This is a genomic window from Anaeromicropila populeti, assembly GCF_900112775.1.
Classification (GTDB): Bacteria; Bacillota; Clostridia; order Lachnospirales; family Lachnospiraceae; genus Anaeromicropila_A; species Anaeromicropila_A populeti.
Map to the genome: position 1 here is coordinate 26,128 of NZ_FOYZ01000020.1, position 19,295 is coordinate 45,422.

The window sequence follows — 19,295 nt, forward strand, 5'->3', positions numbered from 1 at the left end:
AATAAAAACTATTTCTAGTGCAATTGTATTTGTGTAATTTTTTTGATAATTTTAATATTTGAAACAACATACGAAGCATTATTTTGTTTCGTTTAAAACATTCATAATGTCATTCAATGTAATTTCTTTGTTTGTCGTAAAATTTGTTTGTTCAGAATTTTCAGCTTTTGAAGATGCACTTTTAATAGAACTATCCGTGGTATTTAATTCATAAACAGATTGAGTTACATTCAATAAACTTGGGTAACTGTCTGGAAAGGAAGCTAATGTAAATAAATATTCCTTTTCTTGTACAATATCAGCAGAGTCTACGGTATCTAATTGCTTAATCTTGATAGTTTTATCTGCACATTCACCTTTATATACAGTAAATATTTCAACTTCATAAATGGTATAAGGAAGTTGTGAGGTATCTGTACTGCCGGTGTCGGTATTGTCATCGGTTTGACTGCCTGATACATTCAGTGATTCTTCTGTAATGCCAATTACTTTGCCATCTAACACTAAATCTGCAGCATCTACCAGAGAATTTGCTGAATCGTAGGTGGGATAATCTGCGGATATACTGACGGTGCTAGTTGTATTAACATTATTACTAGTCTCTGATAAATTATCTGTTTTATTACTACAGCCAAATAAAAAAAGTGCTGAACAAAAACATAATGCTATAAACCCTTTTTTCTTCATTATAAAACCTCCTAAAACTTTTCGTTTACATTATCAATATCAAATTGCTGCGGTGTTATCATGGTATTTCGATCTCGACTATAACTCATAATCGTGGATTGTGTAGTATTTGGATTATCACATAGCCAAAATACATGACCAAATTCATGAACTGTAGTGCTTTGGGCAAAGTTCGAGACATTTGTAGCATCATTAGTAATTGTGCGAGAGTTAATTTTGATTGTAAAAGAAGTTAAAATATTATTGGATACAATTGATGATTTTAATCCATACCATGTATCTGAATAGTAATCAGCATAAACAGTGTTAGAACTAGAAGATGATTTAGCAATTGTTACTGGTGTATCGGTTGCATTCCAAGCAGCTATTGAATTGTTTAGTCTTGTAGTCCATGTAGAATTAATACCAGATGCAAATTTTACTGATACGTTGGCACTGCTAACTCCGTAATCTAAAAAAGGATCTGCAGCTAAAATAATATAGCCACTATTAATTAATACAGAACAGCATAGAAAACAACAACTAAGTAGAACAGTAAAGATTTTTTTAAACATATTAAATTCCTCCCTGTAAAAGTATTTAAAACGGTATCTCAAATTGTGAAAAAGAAATACATTATATGTAACCATCATCATAATATTAACACAAATAAAATAAATGTAAATACAAAAGAGTAAATAAGTACAATTTAATGATTGAATTCACTTACTAGTTAAAGTATAATGAAGATTTAAGATTTCAAATAAAACCCTGGACATTTTGGACAGGTTATGTTAAAGTAAATATATAGACAATGATTAATGGAGGTTGACAAAATGCCTTATGCAATAGACTTATTTTCAGGGGCAGGTGGTATGAGTGAGGGCTTAATACAAGCAGGTTTTCATATTTTGTTTTCAAGTGACATAAATGAAGATGTTGAGCGAACTTATACAAACAGACATGAGCAATTAGGCTTAATACAAGGAATTAATACTTATTATCATAGAGGGGATATTCGAGAGTTAACAGGTCAATTTATTACTGATTGCATTGAAAACCTACAAATGTTTGAGAATGAAAATCTTCCAAGGGATATTGATGCTATTTTTGGAGGACCGCCATGTCAAGGATTTAGTAGGGCAGGCAGACGAAATGCTACTGATCCTAGAAATTTATTATTTCGAGAATATTTAAGGGTGATAAGTGAGGTTAATCCTAAATATGTAGTTATGGAAAATGTGGTGGGGTTCTTAGATACAAAATTTTTTGGTTTTATTGGTGTTACGGGACATGTTTATGCGGATGGAATGACAGCACCTCAAATATTACGACAAGAGTTTGAACGTATTGGCTATCAAACGCTAGAACCAAGAATTTTAGATGCTGCTGATTATGGAGTACCACAAAGAAGAAATCGAATTATTTTTATTGCTTATAGGAATGGTGTGGAAGCTCCACAATACCCACAACCACTTATAGTAAATGAAGAAGATAAAGTTACTATTACGGAAGCTATATCAGATTTAATTAGAAATAATCGAATTAGAAACAGAATATTCCATGGAAAAATGTCACAATTTCAAAGGGATTCCATTAATGGAAGAACTCCTAATATTAATGGTCAAACAGTTCATAGCAATGGAGTTATCCACAATAATGAGTACTCTATGCACACAGGATTAATTGAAGAAAGATTTTCGTTATTTAAGGAAGGTGAAGATGGTAATCGACTTAGAATTAGAGTAGCAACTCAAGGAGTTAATTTGCGGAATAAAACTTGTTTGGTGAGGCATTGTTCAGAGAAACTTAGAATCACAGAAGATGAAGTTATTAGATTATACAGAGGCAGAAATTTAGATAATGTGTTGCTAGATCTTCTATTAACAAAAAAAAGTATTCGAACACGCTTAGATAGAAATAGACCATCTGCGACAGTAATGACAATTGCAGATGATTATATATCGCCATTTGAAGATAGAACTTTTACTGTTCGTGAATTGGCACGATTACAGTCTTTTGATGATAGCTTTGTATTTTTAGGTAAAAGAACTACTGGTGGAATTAGACGTAGGGTGGAAGTACCACAATATTCGCAAGTCGGAAATGCGGTACCTCCGTTGTTAGCAAAAGCAATAGCCTTAGAAATCATATGTGTATTATAGAAAAAGGTTGGGGAAAATTCCTCAGCCATTTTCTATAATATTTGTTTGTTTAATAGCTTTAATCATACCTATTAAAACAGTAAAACACTTATGAATAAGCTACAAAATAAAAGTACTTATTTAATCGTTTGTTGCGGCAACTTCATTTGCTGAAGAATAATACCTATCAATCCATTTAGTTATGTACTCCTCTGGATAATTCTGCAAACCTTTTATGATAGATGGTATCTTTTCGGATTCTCCTGTTACTGCAAACAATAAAATCTTTAACTTAATAATTGTATTATTATGATTTGTATTTTTGCTCTTATATTTTTTTGTATATTCTTCTATAAGCTCCTCCATATCCTTAGTTTTTTTAAATTTAGCACAAATATAAAATTTATCTATTAATACTCTATAGTTATACGGAAATTCTTTACATGCAGAATTTATTAATCTTAATGCTTCTTTTGGATCATTATTAACAAACGCTTCAAATTGGGCTTTACATCGATAAAAGAATTCTTTTGCATTTTCATGTTTATTAACTTCCAATTCACCTACTAATTTATTCAATGTCTGGTTTTTATCTTTAATATTATTAAGCCTGATTAACGCGGAAAAATAAGCATGTATATGGAAAGGATTTCTTTGATTATCATTTTCATAATTTTCCTTAGCTAATTTATATGCATTCTCGTAATCTTCTATACTTAGGTAAACTTGAACCAAATCTCTCTGGGCTCTTGCAAAACGTTTACGTTTTCTAAGCGCAATTTCATACTTTTCTATAGCTTTTTTTGTATTACCAGTCTGCCGATAATAAAATCCATAAAGAAAATCATGTTCTGCACCTTTTATTTTCATTACTTCTGCTTTAAATCGCTGATCTTTCATTCTAGCCAGTGACATACATAAGTAATACCTTATTTCATTGCTAATATGTTCATCCATAAATTTGTCATTTTCGAGAACTCTATATGCTAAGCTAATTACATCATCATAATTTTTACGCACATCATATAATTCTTTCATAGATTGCAAATAATGGGAGGGGACTAATAATTCAGTTACCTCATCTATTCTATTTTCTATTATTGCCTTTTTAATTAAATATTGATATTCTGAAATATCCGTAATATATTCGCCATCAACTTGCTTTTCAATAAAATTATTTAAACTATTAAGAATTATTTTTTTATAGTTTTCTGGTATTTTTAATCCCATTCTAATCAAATAGTCATGCACAATATCATTCAATCGTATATACTCTTTATTCCTTCCAAAGGTTTCACATATGCCTTTGGAAAATAATTTTTCCAATATATCGTTATTTTCATCTGTATATCCTACAATATTAAAAAATGTATTATATCCAATTGCACTATATTCAGATAATAGAGCTAAAATATTCATTGCATTTTTATCTTTTTCAAGTTCATTTATTAAATATATGACTCTGTCGCTATTATAGTCAATAATCAATTTTGAGTTAAGCAAGGCTCTAGGCAATCCCATTTCGTTTATTAATCTCACTGCATAATATGCTTGTTCAGGAAAACCACTTAATAGATCAACAAAATGTCTGATGTCTTCAGTTGATAGTTTAATATTTTCAAATTGCAAATATTTATAAAAAAGAGCTGCTCTTTCTTCTTTATTAAGTTCTGGGACATGTGCAAAGAAAATATTTTCTAATTCAAAAGTATACGACTCATAAATTCTATAAATAGAAGAAACGCCCATCACAATATAGTCAAAATCTCTAATGCTTTTATACAGTTCTTTAAACCAACCTACTAATTCCCTATCGTGAGTAATAATACATCCGTTGTCCTCAATAAAAATTCTCTGTCTTTCTTCTTTTATTTGCTCTAATATATTCTTTAATAAAGCAATTTTCTCTTCAAGCGTAAGATTTAGTAGCCCTGTTCTTTTTATACTTTGTGTCAAACCAAGGTCATCAATCTTTAGAATAAAGTCTTCTATGGATTCATGAGAATTGAGTTCAACAATAGGCATTCTATAACTTGATCTAATTAAATTTACTTTTAGAAAAGAGTAATACATTACTTTTTTTCTTCCAATATTTTGTATGCCAGATGCAAAAATGGAAAAAGGTACTACTTTTTCAAAATCATTTATGCGCATTTCAAACATGTTAATAATGTCATTTCTACCAACAAATATTTTGTTTTTTTCTTCTAAACGAGGATGTTGTTTATAACTGAGTTCTCTTAATCGTTGTAAAATCAGATCAGACGCCTTATTTGAACTCACAACAAGCTGTAAATTATTATCTCTTAGCCAATCTGGAATTTTTGGATCATTATATTTTAATTTATTATCTATTATTATAGGATAAATTTGCTGTATTTTACCGCCTTCATCCAATAAATCGTGTGCTTTAAAAAGTTCATATTTTACCCAATCGGATTCTATTGAATTTAAAGATAAAAAAACCACAAATAAATCACTAGCTTTAAGTGTTCTGTTTATTTCATCTATAGATTTTAAGCCTTCTTCAAATGTTAATTCATCATAAACTACTCGATCTCTCCCTATGCGCTTAGCCACTTTACTAACATAAAATTCTTTATCTTTACTACTATGTGATAAAAATACTCTCATCAGTTCTTCCTCCAACATAATATTTTCTAACTATAATTATAATGTAAGCTAGATAAAATAGGATGGCCTAGCAATAGACTACCCCCTACTTTATTATTACAATAGTCTAAAATAAGTATAATCTGCTGATAGTTTTGAAATTTCATTTTTAATTGTCGATAAATGATTGACTGTTTCTCCAGTTCTTAAATTCCGATCTAACATTTCTTTTATTGAACTAGCAATTCCAGACTTTGTTGGCAAGCCCCAATAGTTTCCTCCAGTAATATTTCGTACTCGTTGGACAGCTACGGAAGTAGAGGCTATTTTATCGAGTTTTACTGTAGGAACTGTTACAAAAGAATAGGTAAATGCTTTGGCATCAACAATAGAATAACCTTCTCTTCCGATTGTAATGCCAGATCTAAATGCTTTTGCGGAATATATCATATCCCATAACATTGGGATTTGAGCATTATCATTCCAATTAGTTTTACATTGAATGATATGTATTTCTATTTCTTTAAAGTCTTCTGCTGCTAATGCATTTAATACAGGTAGTAAATTATATTTACTATTTTTGATTTTGTGCAAAGGGACAGTAGTTCCATTTGTATCAGAAATGCAAATGCTTTCTTTATCAATTGTATAATTTGCTTTATTAGGAAAAGTAAGCGCAATTAAATCGGATTCTGTATTTGATATAAAACTTCCATAGTTAACAGTAATGGCATTACTGATAGGTTCTGGAATAAGCTTTTTTGAATGCTTTATAACAACTGTTCTGCGGCCAATGAGACACAAATTTAAATACCAACAAACTAGGGCTTCCCAATTTGCACCACCGCCTGAAACATCACTTTGGCTTCTTGAAGAAGACATATTTGTGGTGTAAAAAATTTCCTTCAAAGAATCTCCTAAGGCTAAAATTTGGTGTTGCGTTGGGGTAGGGGCTAATGAATTAATTTTAGTCTTCCATGTTGGCCAAGCCGTATTAAAGCCATTAGCAGAAAAAAGATTATTAATTGAAGATTCTCTAAGATATTCAATAATGTTTTGACTCATTCCAATACCCACTTTCTTGTGTTTTGTATTATTATATCAAAGCCTGGTTAATTTTACTACAAGTAATTGTTTGATTTTATGTATTTGTGTATAGGCTTATATTTTTAGTGGGGTAAAAGCGCATTTTTTAAAGATGTGCGTAGATACTTTTGTTATATAGTATCAATTTATAAAACCAATGAATAGTCCGGCTGACATGTTGAACCGTTTAGAAACTCTGGTACTAATGGGAATGGATATACCACTTATGGCTGTTCGTAGGCAAATTGCATCAGCAATTGATATTATAGTACATTTAGGAAGATTAAGAGATAAGACAAGAAAGGTATTAGAAATTGTAGAGGTTTTAAATTGTATTAATGGTGAAATTGTAGTGAATCCGCTCTACTTATTTCAAGAAAAAGAATGTCAACAGGACGGAAAAGTAAGTGGTGTATTAGAAAAAACAGAAAATTCACTGGTTAATACGCAAAAACTTATAAAAATGGGGGTAAAATTATCGTAAATTATAATGGTTTCAGTTTTACGGCAAAGGAAAAGATTTTATATGTAGCAGCAGGAGTTTTAATTTGTTGGGCTATAACCTATTTATTTTATAAAAATATTGTAATAGTTGGAGTTTCTACCCCTTGCGCATGGCTGCTAGTAAAAAGATTTAAAAAGAAAAAAATTATAAAAAATAAGTGGATGTTAAACCTACAGTTTAGAGATGGTATTTTATGCTTATCTAATGCACTTAATGCAGGGTATTCAATTGAAAATGCTTTTTTCGAGGCAGTTAAGGATTTGAAAATGATTTATCCAGAAGAAGTTCCTATTATAAAAGAGTACCAGTACATGACTGCACAGATAGCAAATAACTATAATGTTGAAGAACTTTTATATGATTTTGCAGTACGTTCAGGTATTGAAGATATTTATAATTTTTCAGATGTGTTTTCTACAGCAAAAAGGACAGGTGGAAACATAATAAAAATAATTAATCTTACTAGTGAAAGCATTAATGAAAAAGTAGAAGTACAAAGAGAAATTGAAACCTTAATTACAGCAAAGAAGCTAGAGGCTAATATAATGAGTGTTGTACCAATTGGAATAATACTTTACCTATGGTTATTTATGCCTGGTTTTTTAGAACCTTTATATCAAACATTAGTAGGAAAAGTTATTATGTCACTTAATCTTGTTGCATATCTTGTGGCAATAGCAGCAGGTCAAAAAATAATGAGTATTAGGATGTGAGTAAGATGCAGTATTATGCATTAGCAGCATTGGCTGCCGTTCAAATAATTTTTTTCTGGGTAACTCATAGTTATAAAGATCCTTATTTAAAAGAAATAGTACATAAGAATAGAATTTTGTCATTCTGGTATCCAGGTATTTTGTTTCTACTAAATAAAATAGATTACTTTAAAACCCAAAAGGCAGAGAGGGAGGGAAAAAGATTAGTATGCTTGTATCCGGGACTTAGTAAAAGATTGTTATTAAAAAGAGACATGTGCTATAGAATTGCTTTGTGCAACAGTATTTTTGTAATGGGAACTATTTTCATATTATTTAGCCAGTGCATTCTAAAAAAGGCAGATCAGCCACAAGAAATTTATTGTTTATTAAAAAATAATTTTGGAGAAGGGGAAAAGCAGGTAAACATTAAAGCCATAATTACCGATCAAGATTCTGTTTATGAAGAGGAGGTAATGGTCTCTGTTCCCGAACAATGTTATACCAATAATGAAATTTTGCAATTCATGAAAACGGCCCAGGAGGTTTTAGAAAAGGAGGTGTTAGGAAATAATTCGGATTTACTACACATACAGAATTCACTTAATTTTATAAGGCGTCTTCCCAATAATCCCATTCATGTAAGTTGGTTAAGCAGTAACAGAGATATAATTGAAGATACGGGAAACATAAATAATAAGGAACTGATATTACCTATAGAAGTTATTTTAACAGCAGTATTGTCTTATGGAGAGCAGGAGATAAAATATAATATACCAGTACAGGTATTGCCGTATCAATGGAAAAATAACGAAAAAATAAAGTACGATCTTAAAAAAGCATTAGGTGAGGCTGTTAATGAAAATAAGACAAGTGAAACCATTATTCTTCCAACAAAAATTGGGAATAGAAGCGTTTCATATGAAATTAATAAAAAGAAAAAAAGTATTAATTTTCTAATTATTTTATTTGTTATTATTGTAATAACTTGGATTAAGGGAAACCAAAGTACAAGTAACAGATTAAAGAAAAGGGAAGAAGAACTATTATTTGATTATCCTACATTGGTAAACAAGTTAACATTACTTATTGGTGCAGGAATGACAGTAAAAGGTGCTTGGAACAAAATGATATTAGATTACCAAAAACATCAGAAATCCTTTTTAATAAAAAAATATGCATATGAAGAAATGTTAGTAACATGGAGAGAAATGCAAAATGGAAAATCCGATGCAGAGGCATTTGAGCAATTTGGAAAGCGTTTAAAACTGAGGCCTTATGCAAGGCTTTCCTCTTTAATTGTACAAAGCATTAAAAAAGGTTTGGATGAAATACTGGATTTATTAGAAGAAGAAGCTAGAAATTCTTTAGAAGAAAGAAAGCAATTAGTTAAAAAAGCAGGAGAGGAGGCAGGTACAAAATTACTGTTTCCTATGATGGTTATGCTTATAATTGTTTTGTTAATTATTATGGTACCAGCATTTCTTAGTTTATGAGGAGGTTAAACATGAGTATTATAAAAGAGTTTATTCAAGAAGAAGATGGCGTAGGTGTTGTAGAAATTATTCTTATACTGGTTATTCTAATCGGCTTAGTTCTGCTTTTCCGGACAGAAATAAAAAAAATAGTGGAAAATGCATTTAATTCAATAAAGGATGACTCAGATGAAATCATTAATGACTAATGAAAAGGGTAGCATTACTGTATTTTTGACATTTGTTTTGTTTTTTGTTTTTACTTTAGCAGGAAGTTTACTAGAAACAGCCCGGTTCTATTCTGGAAAGGCATATAGTAATGGGGTTCTAATAGGTGCAGCAGATTCTGTATTGACAGAATACTATGCACCCTTACAAAAGGAATATCATTTATTTTTTGCTAACTTTGGTAACGGCAATGAAGATGAGACTGAGGTTATTATTAAGAATAAAATGCTTGGCTATAGCCAGTATTCATTAAAGCCTGGAATGGAACTGGATATATGGAACTGGCAGTTCGAAAAGCTAGAAGACAATTTGATTAATACTTCAATTGAAGAAATAGAAATATCAAATATTCAAAGAACTATAGATAAAAATGGAAGAATATTTCGAGAACAAGCAGCTGCCTACATGAAGTATAAAGGAATAGAACATTTATTAGAAAATTTTTTGAAAAAAGAGCAAGTAATAAATTCTTCTAAGGAGGCTGCTAAAATAATTGATAAAAAGTTTCAGACGGAAGAAAGAGCCGCATTACTAAATAAATATATGCTACAGGTTATACAAAGTGTGGAGGGACTGGCTGTTAATAATGATGGGCTTTTGTATAATTCCAATCATACAATTAAGATGAAAAAATGCTTTGCTAAGAGGTTATGTACTTCTACGCCTGATGCGGGCGTAGTTGGGATATCTAATACTCTTGTGTGGACAAGTTCAAAAAATCATTATGTAAATGTGGATAAATTAATGCAGACATTAATTAAGGACATTGAAAGTGCAGGTGAGCTTCTTCAAATTATAGGGTTGTCAGAAGAAAAAGAGGAGGCAGCAGGTCTTGAGGCAAAATTAAAATTAGAGAATCAAATAATTAAAATTAATACTGAAAAAAAAGAGATAGTAGCACTTTTTGAATCAGTGAAACAATCCATTGCTCAGGCATTACTAAACATTAGTAAGTTAGAAAGTGAAAGAAAGGTGGTAGAAAAAGAACTATCAGACTATAAGGAGGTACTTGAAAAAAATCAGAGTAAGCTGGACAATATTACATATGCAGGTCTGTTGGAAGATTATCAGGCAATGGAAGATTATGTGGGGGATAAAGAGAAGTGTGAGACTGCCATAAAAAGAATAACGGACATGAAGCCTATTCTGGAGCAAAATTTACTGATACTAGATAAATGTATGGAACTGAAAGGTATGACATGCACCAAAAGCAATATGACACAAATGGAAAGAACTGTTACTATGTGTTTATGCAGCTTTTATAATTATAACATTATGAGTCTCAAATTTGATTATTCAGATTTAATTGCAAAGGAACAGGTAAACAATCCAATGGATTCAGTGGGAAATCTTTTAAAGAGTAGTATTTTGGATTTAGTTTTGCCCGAAGGAATTTCATTATCAGGAAAAAAACTATTAAGTACCGATTATTTATTAGAAAGATACAAACAGGATAAAAATGAGACCCCGCAAAACTTAACTATTGAAAAGGATATGAGCCAGATAAACAAGACTAGAAGTATAGGTGGTGCAGCTAAAACCTTTAGCTGCTATGGAGACAACAAAATGGAAGAAGATAAAAGTAAAGATTCTTATTTAACAGATTTTTTAATGATTATGTATATGGAAGATCATTTCACTTCATTTACTACAGAAGAAAAACAAATTATTGAAAATTGTCTGCAATATGAAAGAGAGTACATTTTGTTTGGAAATGAACGGGATATAGATAACCTAAGTACTATGACTACACAAATCGTACTTAGCAGAACAATCTGCAATTTTATTAGTTTAATGGGTGATAAAGAAAAAGGAGCATTAGCATATAGTACAGCAATTGCACTAGTCGGATTTACAGGTTTAGAACCACTGGTTCGTTTTACAAAAACAATGATATTGTTGGTGTGGGCTTTTGAGGAAGGATTAGTGGACGCGGCAGCAATATTATCTGGATATAGTGTTCCCATCATAAAAAATTCAAGTGAATTTTTAATAAGATATGAAGAATTATGTGTGATTAACCGTTCAGCAATTTTAAAAAAAGCAGCAAGTTACAAAGAAAAAATAAATAAGAATGTTACAATTAATTATATTGAGTACATCAGATTAAACCTATTGTTTCAAAAAGAGTCAGTGCAGAATTTCAGAAATCTTCAGCTAATTGATCAAAACATTCAATTAAAATACAACAAAGATTTCCGAATAGAGCGTGGAATAAGTGGTTTTCATGTGAAAGGAATTTTTCTAATAAAGCATAAGTTTCTAGCTATTCCAGAAACGGATTTATTTCATAAAAAGAAAGAATCTATCTGGCAGATAGAACTGGAATATGAGGCTTGTTATTAATTTTTGCATAACTGGGTAAGCCAGGAGACCCTTCTGGCGCCACTGCTACATTAATTTTCTTAATAACATAATTATAATTGATCTTTCAAGAAGCACTATCATCCCCTTGTTGTAGCAGTCATTCCCCCTTTTTGCCAGAAGGGCGTTTTGACTTACTCAGTTAAATTGGAGGCATTAACATGAAGCAGATTATTTTAAATGAAAAAGGCAGCATGACAGTTGAAGCTGCCATTGTTTTTCCTATTTTTATTTTTGCAGTAATTTCTATTGTATTCTTTTTTCAAATTATATTATTTCAATTGCAGTTGCAGTATGGATTAAATCAAACAGCAAGAGAGATTTCCCAGTATTCCTATATATATAAAGAATATGAGCAGACAAATAAGGCAAATTCGTATAAAGAAGAGAACCTGCCAGAAGAAGCCACCTCAGTTGTAAATAAAATTGCCAGCAGCTCTATTGTAAAGGTACAAATGAATGATTTTTTTAGTAAAAGCAATATTCATCCTTCTTTTGTTTCAGGGGGTGTAAAAGGTATTTCCTACAGTTTCAGTTCAGTTTTGAAAAAAACCGATAACATTGATTTAGTAGCATATTATAAAGTTAAAATACCAGTTCCTGTTTTTTCAATTCAAAAGTTTAGTGTAGTTCAAAGAGTGTATACAAGAGGATTTGTGGGAACGAATTTAATAGGAGAGCCTAATTCTAGTAGTCACTCAGATACAGATACTATAATGGTTTATATAACCGAGACAGGAACCGTTTATCATAGAAATCTAAGCTGTAGGCATTTGTGTGTGGATATTCAAAGCTGTAGTATTATTGACATAAAAAGTAAAAGGAATTTATCGGGAGGAAAATATTATCCATGTGAAAAATGCTGCAAGAATTGTTTGGAAAATCAGACGGTATATATTACAGAAGATGGTAAATGCTATCATAGTTCGATTACCTGTCCAGGATTAAAGAGAACAGTAAAAGTAGTGCCATTATCAAGTGTTTCCAATTATAGACCTTGCAAGAGATGCGGTTAAAAATTTTTTAAGTAATGAGGGTGGATAAAATGAATCAAATTACAAAAAGTTGTAGGGGAAGTATGACGGTAGAAGCTGCATTTATCCTTCCTATTATAGTGTTTGTTATTTTTGCATTAATGTATCTTATGTTTTACTGTGGTGATCAGATTAAGCTAACAAGTTTTGCTGTACTATCTTGTCAATTAAATGCAAATGGTAAGGAGCTTGAAAAGCAAAAGATAAATCTGTATATAAACGAGGAGTATTCAGGGGGCATTCTTGCTGACCGAGAAGTGACAATTACCACTGAAACGAAGGTAATGGGAAATGAGATTTGTTTTTTCAATTACTTGGAACTTCCTATGCCAGATGTTTTGAGTTATTGGGAGAGTAGGGTTTTGATAATTAGAGTGCATACCAAGGAATATAATCCTTGTAGAATTGTAAGAATATATGAAGCATTTAAAGGACAGGAGTGATATATTGATAGAGCCTGTATTTGTAGGAGATATGAAAAAAAGTTATTTTGCAATTGAAAATCAAAAAAGTACGTATGATCAAAAAATGCTTCTTCAGAATCAAATTGAGGGCATTATTTCTGTTGAAAATCGTATTTTAGATAATAAAGAGCAATATTATTATGACATTACAAGAAAGCAATCACTTTTACATTATTATGAAGAAAAAAAGGCTTCGGGAACAGAGGTACAAAATATTATTCTTAGTATTATATTTACTATAGAAAATAGTAAAAAATATCTGTTAAAGGAAGATTCTTTTATTATTAGGCCAGATTTTATTTATCAGGATGGAATACAAAACAAAATAGAATTGTGCTATTTAGGAGGAGAAAATAAAAAAATTCGTGAGCAAATAGGTAATCTTATGGAGTTTTTTATGAATAAAATTGATTATCAAGATGAAAAGGCTGTACTATTGACATATGGAATTTATAAAGTTACACAGACGGAATACTGTACCTTTTCTGATATACAAAATGTAATTTCTCAATATAGTCAGCAAGATAAAAGAGAGATTGTTGTCAAAAAAGAACAGACTCCACAGTTTATAGAAAATAATAAAAATATAAATAATATGAGCAGTTTTTCTAAAAATATATTTTTAACTGTACTTCTAAGCTTGGTTTTTATAATTGAGTTATTTACTGCTTTTAAGATACATTTTTTTATAAAACCAGTATCACAGACTATAGATTGTATGAAAATTCTTTTATTTCTAATATTCATGGCGAGTACAGAAGTTATAGTATATATAAAAGGAAAGACTATAGTTAATAAAAAAAGCCAGATTTCAAAAAGAAAGGATATAGCTGAGGAAAGCACAATAGTATTAGCTAATTTTCAACAAGAAAATATGGAATCAAACAGAGAAGAAAAAAGAATTGTGCTTATTCCGCTAAATAATGTGCTAGAACAAGAAATTGAAATTAAGATGCTCCCATGTATTATTGGCAAATCTGCAAAAGATGCAACTTATATTATTTCAAGAAATACAGTTAGCAATAGTCATTTAAGAATTTATATAGAGAATAAAAAGCTATTTCTGGAGGATTTAAATTCAACAAATGGCACTTATTTAAACAATATAAAGCTAGAAGCAGGAAAGGAATATGAATTAAATATTGGTGATACAATAGGGATTGCTCAGTATACTTATACATTAGAAGAAAAATATACCATATAACTATCTTGCAGTGTGCTTTAAAAAAGGTTAAAATAGGCTTATACAATATCTCTGCTGCGTATATTGTAAATATAAGAAAGGTGGAGAAGGATGGTAATAGAACAGTTAGGCCAGAGATTGATAGAAGAGGGATTTCAGGAGATATCATTAAATGTAAAAGGTTTTTTCTCATATAATAAAATGGAAGGTAATGAAATCTATATTGTAAATATTCTGAATTTGGGAGAAGAAACAGAGATGGGGTTACAAATATATCCTATAGAAATTGGTAATTACACTAATTCTATTGCAAATCAGGTCATGAAACTGCCTCGTGTATTAAATGTTTTTGTTACATCTCAGCCGGATTTAGTAAGAACTATCTGTAGTACAAAAGATGAGAACTGGATTATTGATAAAAGTTCAAACAGATTGATTATATATGAAAATCAGCTGGGTAGTTTTTTAAATATAGAGAATATAATTGAACAGGTCCTAAGCAAACCAGACAGACCAGTGATTCCGTATTGTACGTATGGACTAGTTGCCATTAATAGCTTGATATTTATAATTATGAATATCTTTTTTAGCAAAAGTATTGATCAGATCTATTTATCCGCTGGTTCATATTGGCCGGACATTCTGGGGAATCTTCAGGTATGGAGACTTATTACGTCAATGTTTTTGCATGCTGATTTTCAACATGTTTTTAATAACATGATTTTGCTTGCCTTTATAGGTGGATATGTTGAAAAATATTTGGGAAAAGGGAAATATTTTTTGCTATATACTACTTCGGGCATTCTTGCAGGAGTTACATCCATGATTTATAATATAAGCATAAATGAAAAACCAGTTGGAATAGGGGCTTCAGGGGCTATTTTTGGAGTGGTCGGGGCATTGGCATATTTACTAGTAAGAAACAAAGGAAAGTTAGATGGAATTGACGGAAAGCGGTTTATATTATTTCTTATACTTAGTTTAAATAGTGGATTCAGGGCTGAGAATATTGACAATATGGCACATATTGGAGGTTTGTTCAGTGGGTTTATACTTTGTATGTTTATGGTACTATTTAAGCCAGTAAATAAAGTAGAAAGAGTGTAGATAAGATATGATGAAAATAAATATATATTATGGTGGAAGAGGTTTGATTGAGGATACTACAATATATGCAATAAATAAACTGACGGAAGTATTAGAAGAATTAAGAGTAGAAGTAACCCGGTATAACCTGTATGAAGAGAAAAATGGAATTAATATGTTGCCCAATACATTGAAGGAGGCAGATGCTGTAATTCTAGCAACTTCGGTAGAATGGTTTGGTATTGGGGGATTTATGCATCAGTTTTTAGACGCTTGCTGGCTTTACGGGGATAAGGACAAGATAGCTAAACAGTATATGCTGCCCGTTGTAATGGCTAGTACTTATGGGGAAAGAGAAGCGTTATATACGTTAATTAAGGCGTGGGAAATGTTAGGTGGCATACCTCTGGAGGGGTTATGTGCATATGTAGATGACCATGTAGAGTTTGAGACAAACCCAGACTATGCTGTTATTATTGAAAAAAAGGCAGAAATGCTTTATCGTAGTGTGAATCAAAAAGTAAAGGTATTTCCCAATAGTACAAATGAAGTAAAACATAGTGTTTTAAAAACACCAAGTATTGATTTAACGCCACAAGAAAGTGAGCAGCTTTCTAAATATGTCTCGGATGATACTTATGTAAAGAAGCAGAAAGAAGATATTGAAGAACTGACACAAATGTTTAAAGAATTGTTAGGAGATGCATCAACTGGGGCAGAGGGGGAATTTGTGAATGACTTGAAATCACATTTTACTCCGATAGAAGATTTCAGCGCGGTTTATGCAATTCAAATAACTGAAAAGCCCAAGGCATTAATTATTGAAGTAAATGGATCAGAACTAAGATGCTATTACGGTATAAAAGAGGATGCAGAGGTTTTAGCCAAAGTACCATATCAAATATTTAAAAATATTACAAATGGAAAACAGACATTTCAAAAGGCATTTATGTCGGGAGAATTGACAGCCAAAGGTAATTTTAAAACCCTTAGGATGTTTGACACTATTTTTGCGTTTTAAATATAAAGGAGGAGTAGAACAATGAAAGATGCAAATTGTATTTTTTGTAAGATCGCAGATGGGGAGATTCCATCAATAAAATTATATGAGGATAAGAACTTCGTAGTTATATTTGATATTTCACCAGCTGCTCAAGGACATGCTATTATTATTTCTAAAACACATGCAAAGGATTTATTCGAACTTCCAAATGAGTATGCAGCAAATATTATGGTGGTAGCAAAAAAGGTAGGAAGTGCTTTGATGGAAGCGTTAAATTGTGATGGTATGAACATTTTACAAAATAATGGTGAGGCAGCAGGACAAACGGTTTTTCATTTACATGTGCATTTGATTCCAAGGTATGCAGACGATGCAGTAAATATAAAATGGAATATTGGAACTGCGGATCAAGAGTTTTTGAATGATTTGTCAAAAAAAGTAGAAGAAAAGATTGCAAAACACAGTTAGTGTTTTGCAACTTCTTCAATTAAAGATACAATAGTCCCAATTGCATTATTTAGTTCACTTTGGGTCATTTTATCAATGTAATTTCTTTTATCTTGGTACACTGCTTCAATAGCATTCAATAGGCTTTGGCCATCTAGCTTTTCTTCAGGAAGTACATAACTAAAGCCTTGCTTTTGAAAAGACGCTGCATTCAAAATTTGGTCTCCCCTGCTTGCAGCAGCAGAAAGAGGAATTAAAATATTAGGCTTTCTTAATGCAAGGATTTCACAAATAGCATTTGCTCCAGCACGGCTTATAACTAAGTCGGCAGCATCCATTAAATCACTAAGTTCCTTTTTAATGTATTCATATTGAACATAACCTGGTGTTCCAGCAAGTTTATGATCAAGCTTATCTTTTCCACATAGGTGGATTATCTGATATTTTTCTAATAACACAGGTAAAACCGATCTTACGGCATCATTTACTACAACAGAACCAAGACTTCCACCTATTACAAGAATTACTGGCTTATTTACGGTAAAGCCACAAAATTCAAGTCCTGCCAGCTTGTTGCCAGAAAAAAGTTCTTTTCGAATTGGAGAACCAGTGAGTACTGCTTTTTCGGGCGGAAGAGACTGTAAGGTTTCGGGGAAATTCGCACATACCTTTGTGGCACAAGGAATGCAAATGCGATTTGCCAGACCAGGTGTCATATCAGATTCATGTATAATTGTGGGAATTTTTTTTCTTTTGGCAGCTAAAACTACAGGAACTGTCACAAATCCACCTTTTGAAAATACCACATCAGGTTTTAGCTCTTTTATAAGCTTAGCAGCCTGGCGATAACCTTTTACTACTTTAAAAGGATCACTAAAGTTTTTAGGATCAAAATATCTTCTTAATTTGCCAGAAGAAATTCCGTAATAAGGAATATCAAATTCTTCAATTAGCTTTTTTTCAATACCATCATAAGAACCAATATACCGGATATCATATCCATGAGCCTTTAATTCTGGTAACAAAGCTATATTTGGAGTGACATGACCAGCAGTGCCACCACCAGTTAAAATAATCCGCTTCATAATTTTATATCCTTCCATTAATGTTCTGCCTGATATTTTTTCAGAGCCTTTGCAAGCTGATCTGGGCAGGATGTAGCCTTATATCCACAGGTAACACCTTCTAATCTGTCAATTACCTCGTTTACATGCATACCTATAGTCAGTCTGGCTATACCTTGTGAGTTACCAGAGCAGCCGCCCACAAATTCAACAGATTTAATAATATCATCTTCAATTTCAATATTAATTTGGCTAGCGCATACGCCTTTTGTTTTAAAGACCATAAAAACCTCTTTTCTATTAATAATATTCTATTTTATACTAGTAATGTTTTTTTTGCAATTTTATTTTATCGCGTACAAAAATTAGAATTTGTGATATAATTATACAAATTTGTGTTATAGAATAGGAGGAAATTATGAGCTGTTATGGAATTATTGGAGCAATGGAAGAAGAAGTAAGTATTTTGAAGGATAAAATGAAACTAAATAATATTGTAAAAATTGCTTCTATGGAGTTTTGTGAAGGTGAGTTATCAAATAAGCAGGTTGTTATTGTACGAAGTGGAATTGGTAAGGTAAATGCAGCAATATGTACCCAGATTTTAATAGACAAGTTTCATGTAACAGAAATTTTAAATACTGGAGTGGCAGGTTCCTTGCGAAATGAAATTAATATTGGTGATATTGTTATTTCTTCAGATGCCATGCAGCACGATGTTGATGCAAGAGGATTTGGCTATCCGCTGGGAGAGATTCCAAGGATGGAAACATCAGTATTTCCAGCAGAACTGGCACTTGTACACATAGCAAAAGAGGTTTGTCAGATTGTTAATCCAGAAATACAAACATTTGTAGGACGAGTAGTAAGTGGAGATCAGTTTATATCGGATCCAGATAGAAAAAAGGTTATAATTGATAATTTTCAAGCTTACTGCACTGAAATGGAAGGAGCCGCCATCGCCCAAACGGCATACCTTAATCAGATTCCGTATTTAGTAATTAGAGCAATTTCCGATAAAGCAGATGATAGTGCTCATATGGATTATGGTGAATTTGAAAGACAGGCAATTAAACATACAGTAAATTTGGTGACAACTCTTTTAGAGAAAATATAGCAGGTTAAAAAGAAGTTGTATTTGTCAAAATATGGTTTATTTTAAAATACGATTTTTAAGTTTCTCTCTTTTCAAAAAGGACAAGTTATGTTATAGTAATTGTAAATTAATGGAAAAGAGAGGA

At 31.4% G+C, this 19,295-nt stretch carries 19 protein-coding genes; 13 read left to right on the forward strand and 6 right to left on the reverse strand.

Annotated features, from left to right (window positions below):
• Positions 1-78: 78 nt before the first annotated feature.
• Together BM305_RS17430 and BM305_RS17435 are read right to left on the reverse strand one after the other, a co-directional pair.
• Entirely contained in the window at positions 79-687 is a 609-nt protein-coding gene (locus BM305_RS17430) for a hypothetical protein (RefSeq protein ID WP_092563893.1), read from the reverse strand.
• 11 nt (positions 688-698) lie between these two features.
• Entirely contained in the window at positions 699-1,241 is a 543-nt protein-coding gene (locus BM305_RS17435) for a zinc metalloprotease (protein WP_092563896.1), read from the reverse strand.
• 261 nt (positions 1,242-1,502) lie between these two features.
• On the opposite strand from BM305_RS17435, the gene BM305_RS17440 reads away from it, so the two are divergent.
• The gene (locus BM305_RS17440) at positions 1,503-2,831 is read left to right on the forward strand and encodes a DNA cytosine methyltransferase (protein WP_092563899.1); all 1,329 of its coding nucleotides are present in this window, start codon (positions 1,503-1,505) and stop codon (positions 2,829-2,831) included.
• Positions 2,832-2,951: 120 nt separating this feature from the next.
• On the opposite strand, the gene BM305_RS17445 is transcribed toward BM305_RS17440, so the two are convergent.
• Both BM305_RS17445 and BM305_RS17450 read right to left on the reverse strand, forming a co-directional pair.
• Positions 2,952-5,444 carry a toll/interleukin-1 receptor domain-containing protein gene (locus BM305_RS17445; RefSeq protein ID WP_177214790.1) on the reverse strand — a complete coding sequence of 831 codons (2,493 nt, stop codon included), beginning with the start codon at positions 5,442-5,444 and terminating at the stop codon, positions 2,952-2,954.
• A 96-nt stretch (positions 5,445-5,540) separates the two neighbouring features.
• A complete protein-coding gene (locus BM305_RS17450; protein WP_092563905.1) occupies positions 5,541-6,488 on the reverse strand; it encodes a hypothetical protein in 948 nt (315 codons plus the stop codon).
• A gap of 196 nt (positions 6,489-6,684) precedes the next feature.
• Between BM305_RS17450 and BM305_RS17455 the strand changes: the two genes are divergently transcribed.
• From BM305_RS17455 to BM305_RS17505, 11 genes are all read left to right on the forward strand, one after another.
• The gene (locus tag BM305_RS17455; protein ID WP_092563908.1) at positions 6,685-6,993 is read left to right on the forward strand and encodes a P-loop NTPase family protein; all 309 of its coding nucleotides are present in this window, start codon (positions 6,685-6,687) and stop codon (positions 6,991-6,993) included.
• A 182-nt stretch (positions 6,994-7,175) separates the two neighbouring features.
• Positions 7,176-7,727 carry a type II secretion system F family protein gene (locus tag BM305_RS17460; protein WP_092563911.1) on the forward strand — a complete coding sequence of 184 codons (552 nt, stop codon included), beginning with the start codon at positions 7,176-7,178 and terminating at the stop codon, positions 7,725-7,727.
• Between the two features lie 5 nt (positions 7,728-7,732).
• On the forward strand, positions 7,733-9,202 hold the full coding sequence (locus tag BM305_RS17465; RefSeq protein ID WP_092563914.1) for a type II secretion system F family protein: 1,470 nt from the start codon (positions 7,733-7,735) through the stop codon (positions 9,200-9,202).
• Between the two features lie 11 nt (positions 9,203-9,213).
• On the forward strand, positions 9,214-9,390 hold the full coding sequence (locus BM305_RS17470) for a Flp1 family type IVb pilin (protein WP_092563917.1): 177 nt from the start codon (positions 9,214-9,216) through the stop codon (positions 9,388-9,390).
• Positions 9,371-11,755 (forward strand): DUF5702 domain-containing protein, encoded by a 2,385-nt coding sequence (locus tag BM305_RS17475; protein ID WP_092563920.1) that lies wholly within the window; start codon positions 9,371-9,373, stop codon positions 11,753-11,755. Before BM305_RS17470 ends, BM305_RS17475 begins: the two co-directional genes overlap by 20 nt.
• 179 nt (positions 11,756-11,934) lie before the next feature.
• The gene (locus tag BM305_RS17480) at positions 11,935-12,789 is read left to right on the forward strand and encodes a TadE/TadG family type IV pilus assembly protein (RefSeq protein ID WP_092563923.1); all 855 of its coding nucleotides are present in this window, start codon (positions 11,935-11,937) and stop codon (positions 12,787-12,789) included.
• Positions 12,790-12,818: 29 nt separating this feature from the next.
• A complete protein-coding gene (locus BM305_RS17485; protein ID WP_092563926.1) occupies positions 12,819-13,250 on the forward strand; it encodes a TadE/TadG family type IV pilus assembly protein in 432 nt (143 codons plus the stop codon).
• A 4-nt stretch (positions 13,251-13,254) separates the two neighbouring features.
• The gene (locus tag BM305_RS19385) at positions 13,255-14,475 is read left to right on the forward strand and encodes a DUF6382 domain-containing protein (protein WP_207649510.1); all 1,221 of its coding nucleotides are present in this window, start codon (positions 13,255-13,257) and stop codon (positions 14,473-14,475) included.
• A 90-nt stretch (positions 14,476-14,565) separates the two neighbouring features.
• Positions 14,566-15,561, forward strand: coding sequence for a rhomboid family intramembrane serine protease (locus tag BM305_RS17495; RefSeq protein WP_092563929.1), 996 nt, complete (start codon positions 14,566-14,568; stop codon positions 15,559-15,561).
• A 10-nt stretch (positions 15,562-15,571) separates the two neighbouring features.
• Positions 15,572-16,561 (forward strand): SCP2 sterol-binding domain-containing protein, encoded by a 990-nt coding sequence (locus tag BM305_RS17500; RefSeq protein WP_092563983.1) that lies wholly within the window; start codon positions 15,572-15,574, stop codon positions 16,559-16,561.
• A gap of 21 nt (positions 16,562-16,582) precedes the next feature.
• Positions 16,583-17,011 carry an HIT family protein gene (locus tag BM305_RS17505; protein ID WP_092563932.1) on the forward strand — a complete coding sequence of 143 codons (429 nt, stop codon included), beginning with the start codon at positions 16,583-16,585 and terminating at the stop codon, positions 17,009-17,011.
• On the opposite strand, the gene BM305_RS17510 is transcribed toward BM305_RS17505, so the two are convergent.
• Positions 17,008-18,075, reverse strand: coding sequence for an undecaprenyldiphospho-muramoylpentapeptide beta-N-acetylglucosaminyltransferase (locus tag BM305_RS17510; protein WP_092563986.1), 1,068 nt, complete (start codon positions 18,073-18,075; stop codon positions 17,008-17,010). The genes BM305_RS17505 and BM305_RS17510 overlap by 4 nt on opposite strands.
• A 17-nt stretch (positions 18,076-18,092) precedes the next feature.
• Positions 18,093-18,338, reverse strand: a complete 246-nt coding sequence (locus tag BM305_RS17515; RefSeq protein ID WP_092563935.1) for a TIGR03905 family TSCPD domain-containing protein — start codon at positions 18,336-18,338, stop codon at positions 18,093-18,095.
• 134 nt (positions 18,339-18,472) lie between these two features.
• Here BM305_RS17515 and BM305_RS17520 point away from each other — a divergent pair, with 134 nt between their 5' ends.
• The gene (locus tag BM305_RS17520) at positions 18,473-19,171 is read left to right on the forward strand and encodes a 5'-methylthioadenosine/adenosylhomocysteine nucleosidase (RefSeq protein WP_092563938.1); all 699 of its coding nucleotides are present in this window, start codon (positions 18,473-18,475) and stop codon (positions 19,169-19,171) included.
• The last annotated feature ends 124 nt before the right edge of the window (positions 19,172-19,295 follow it).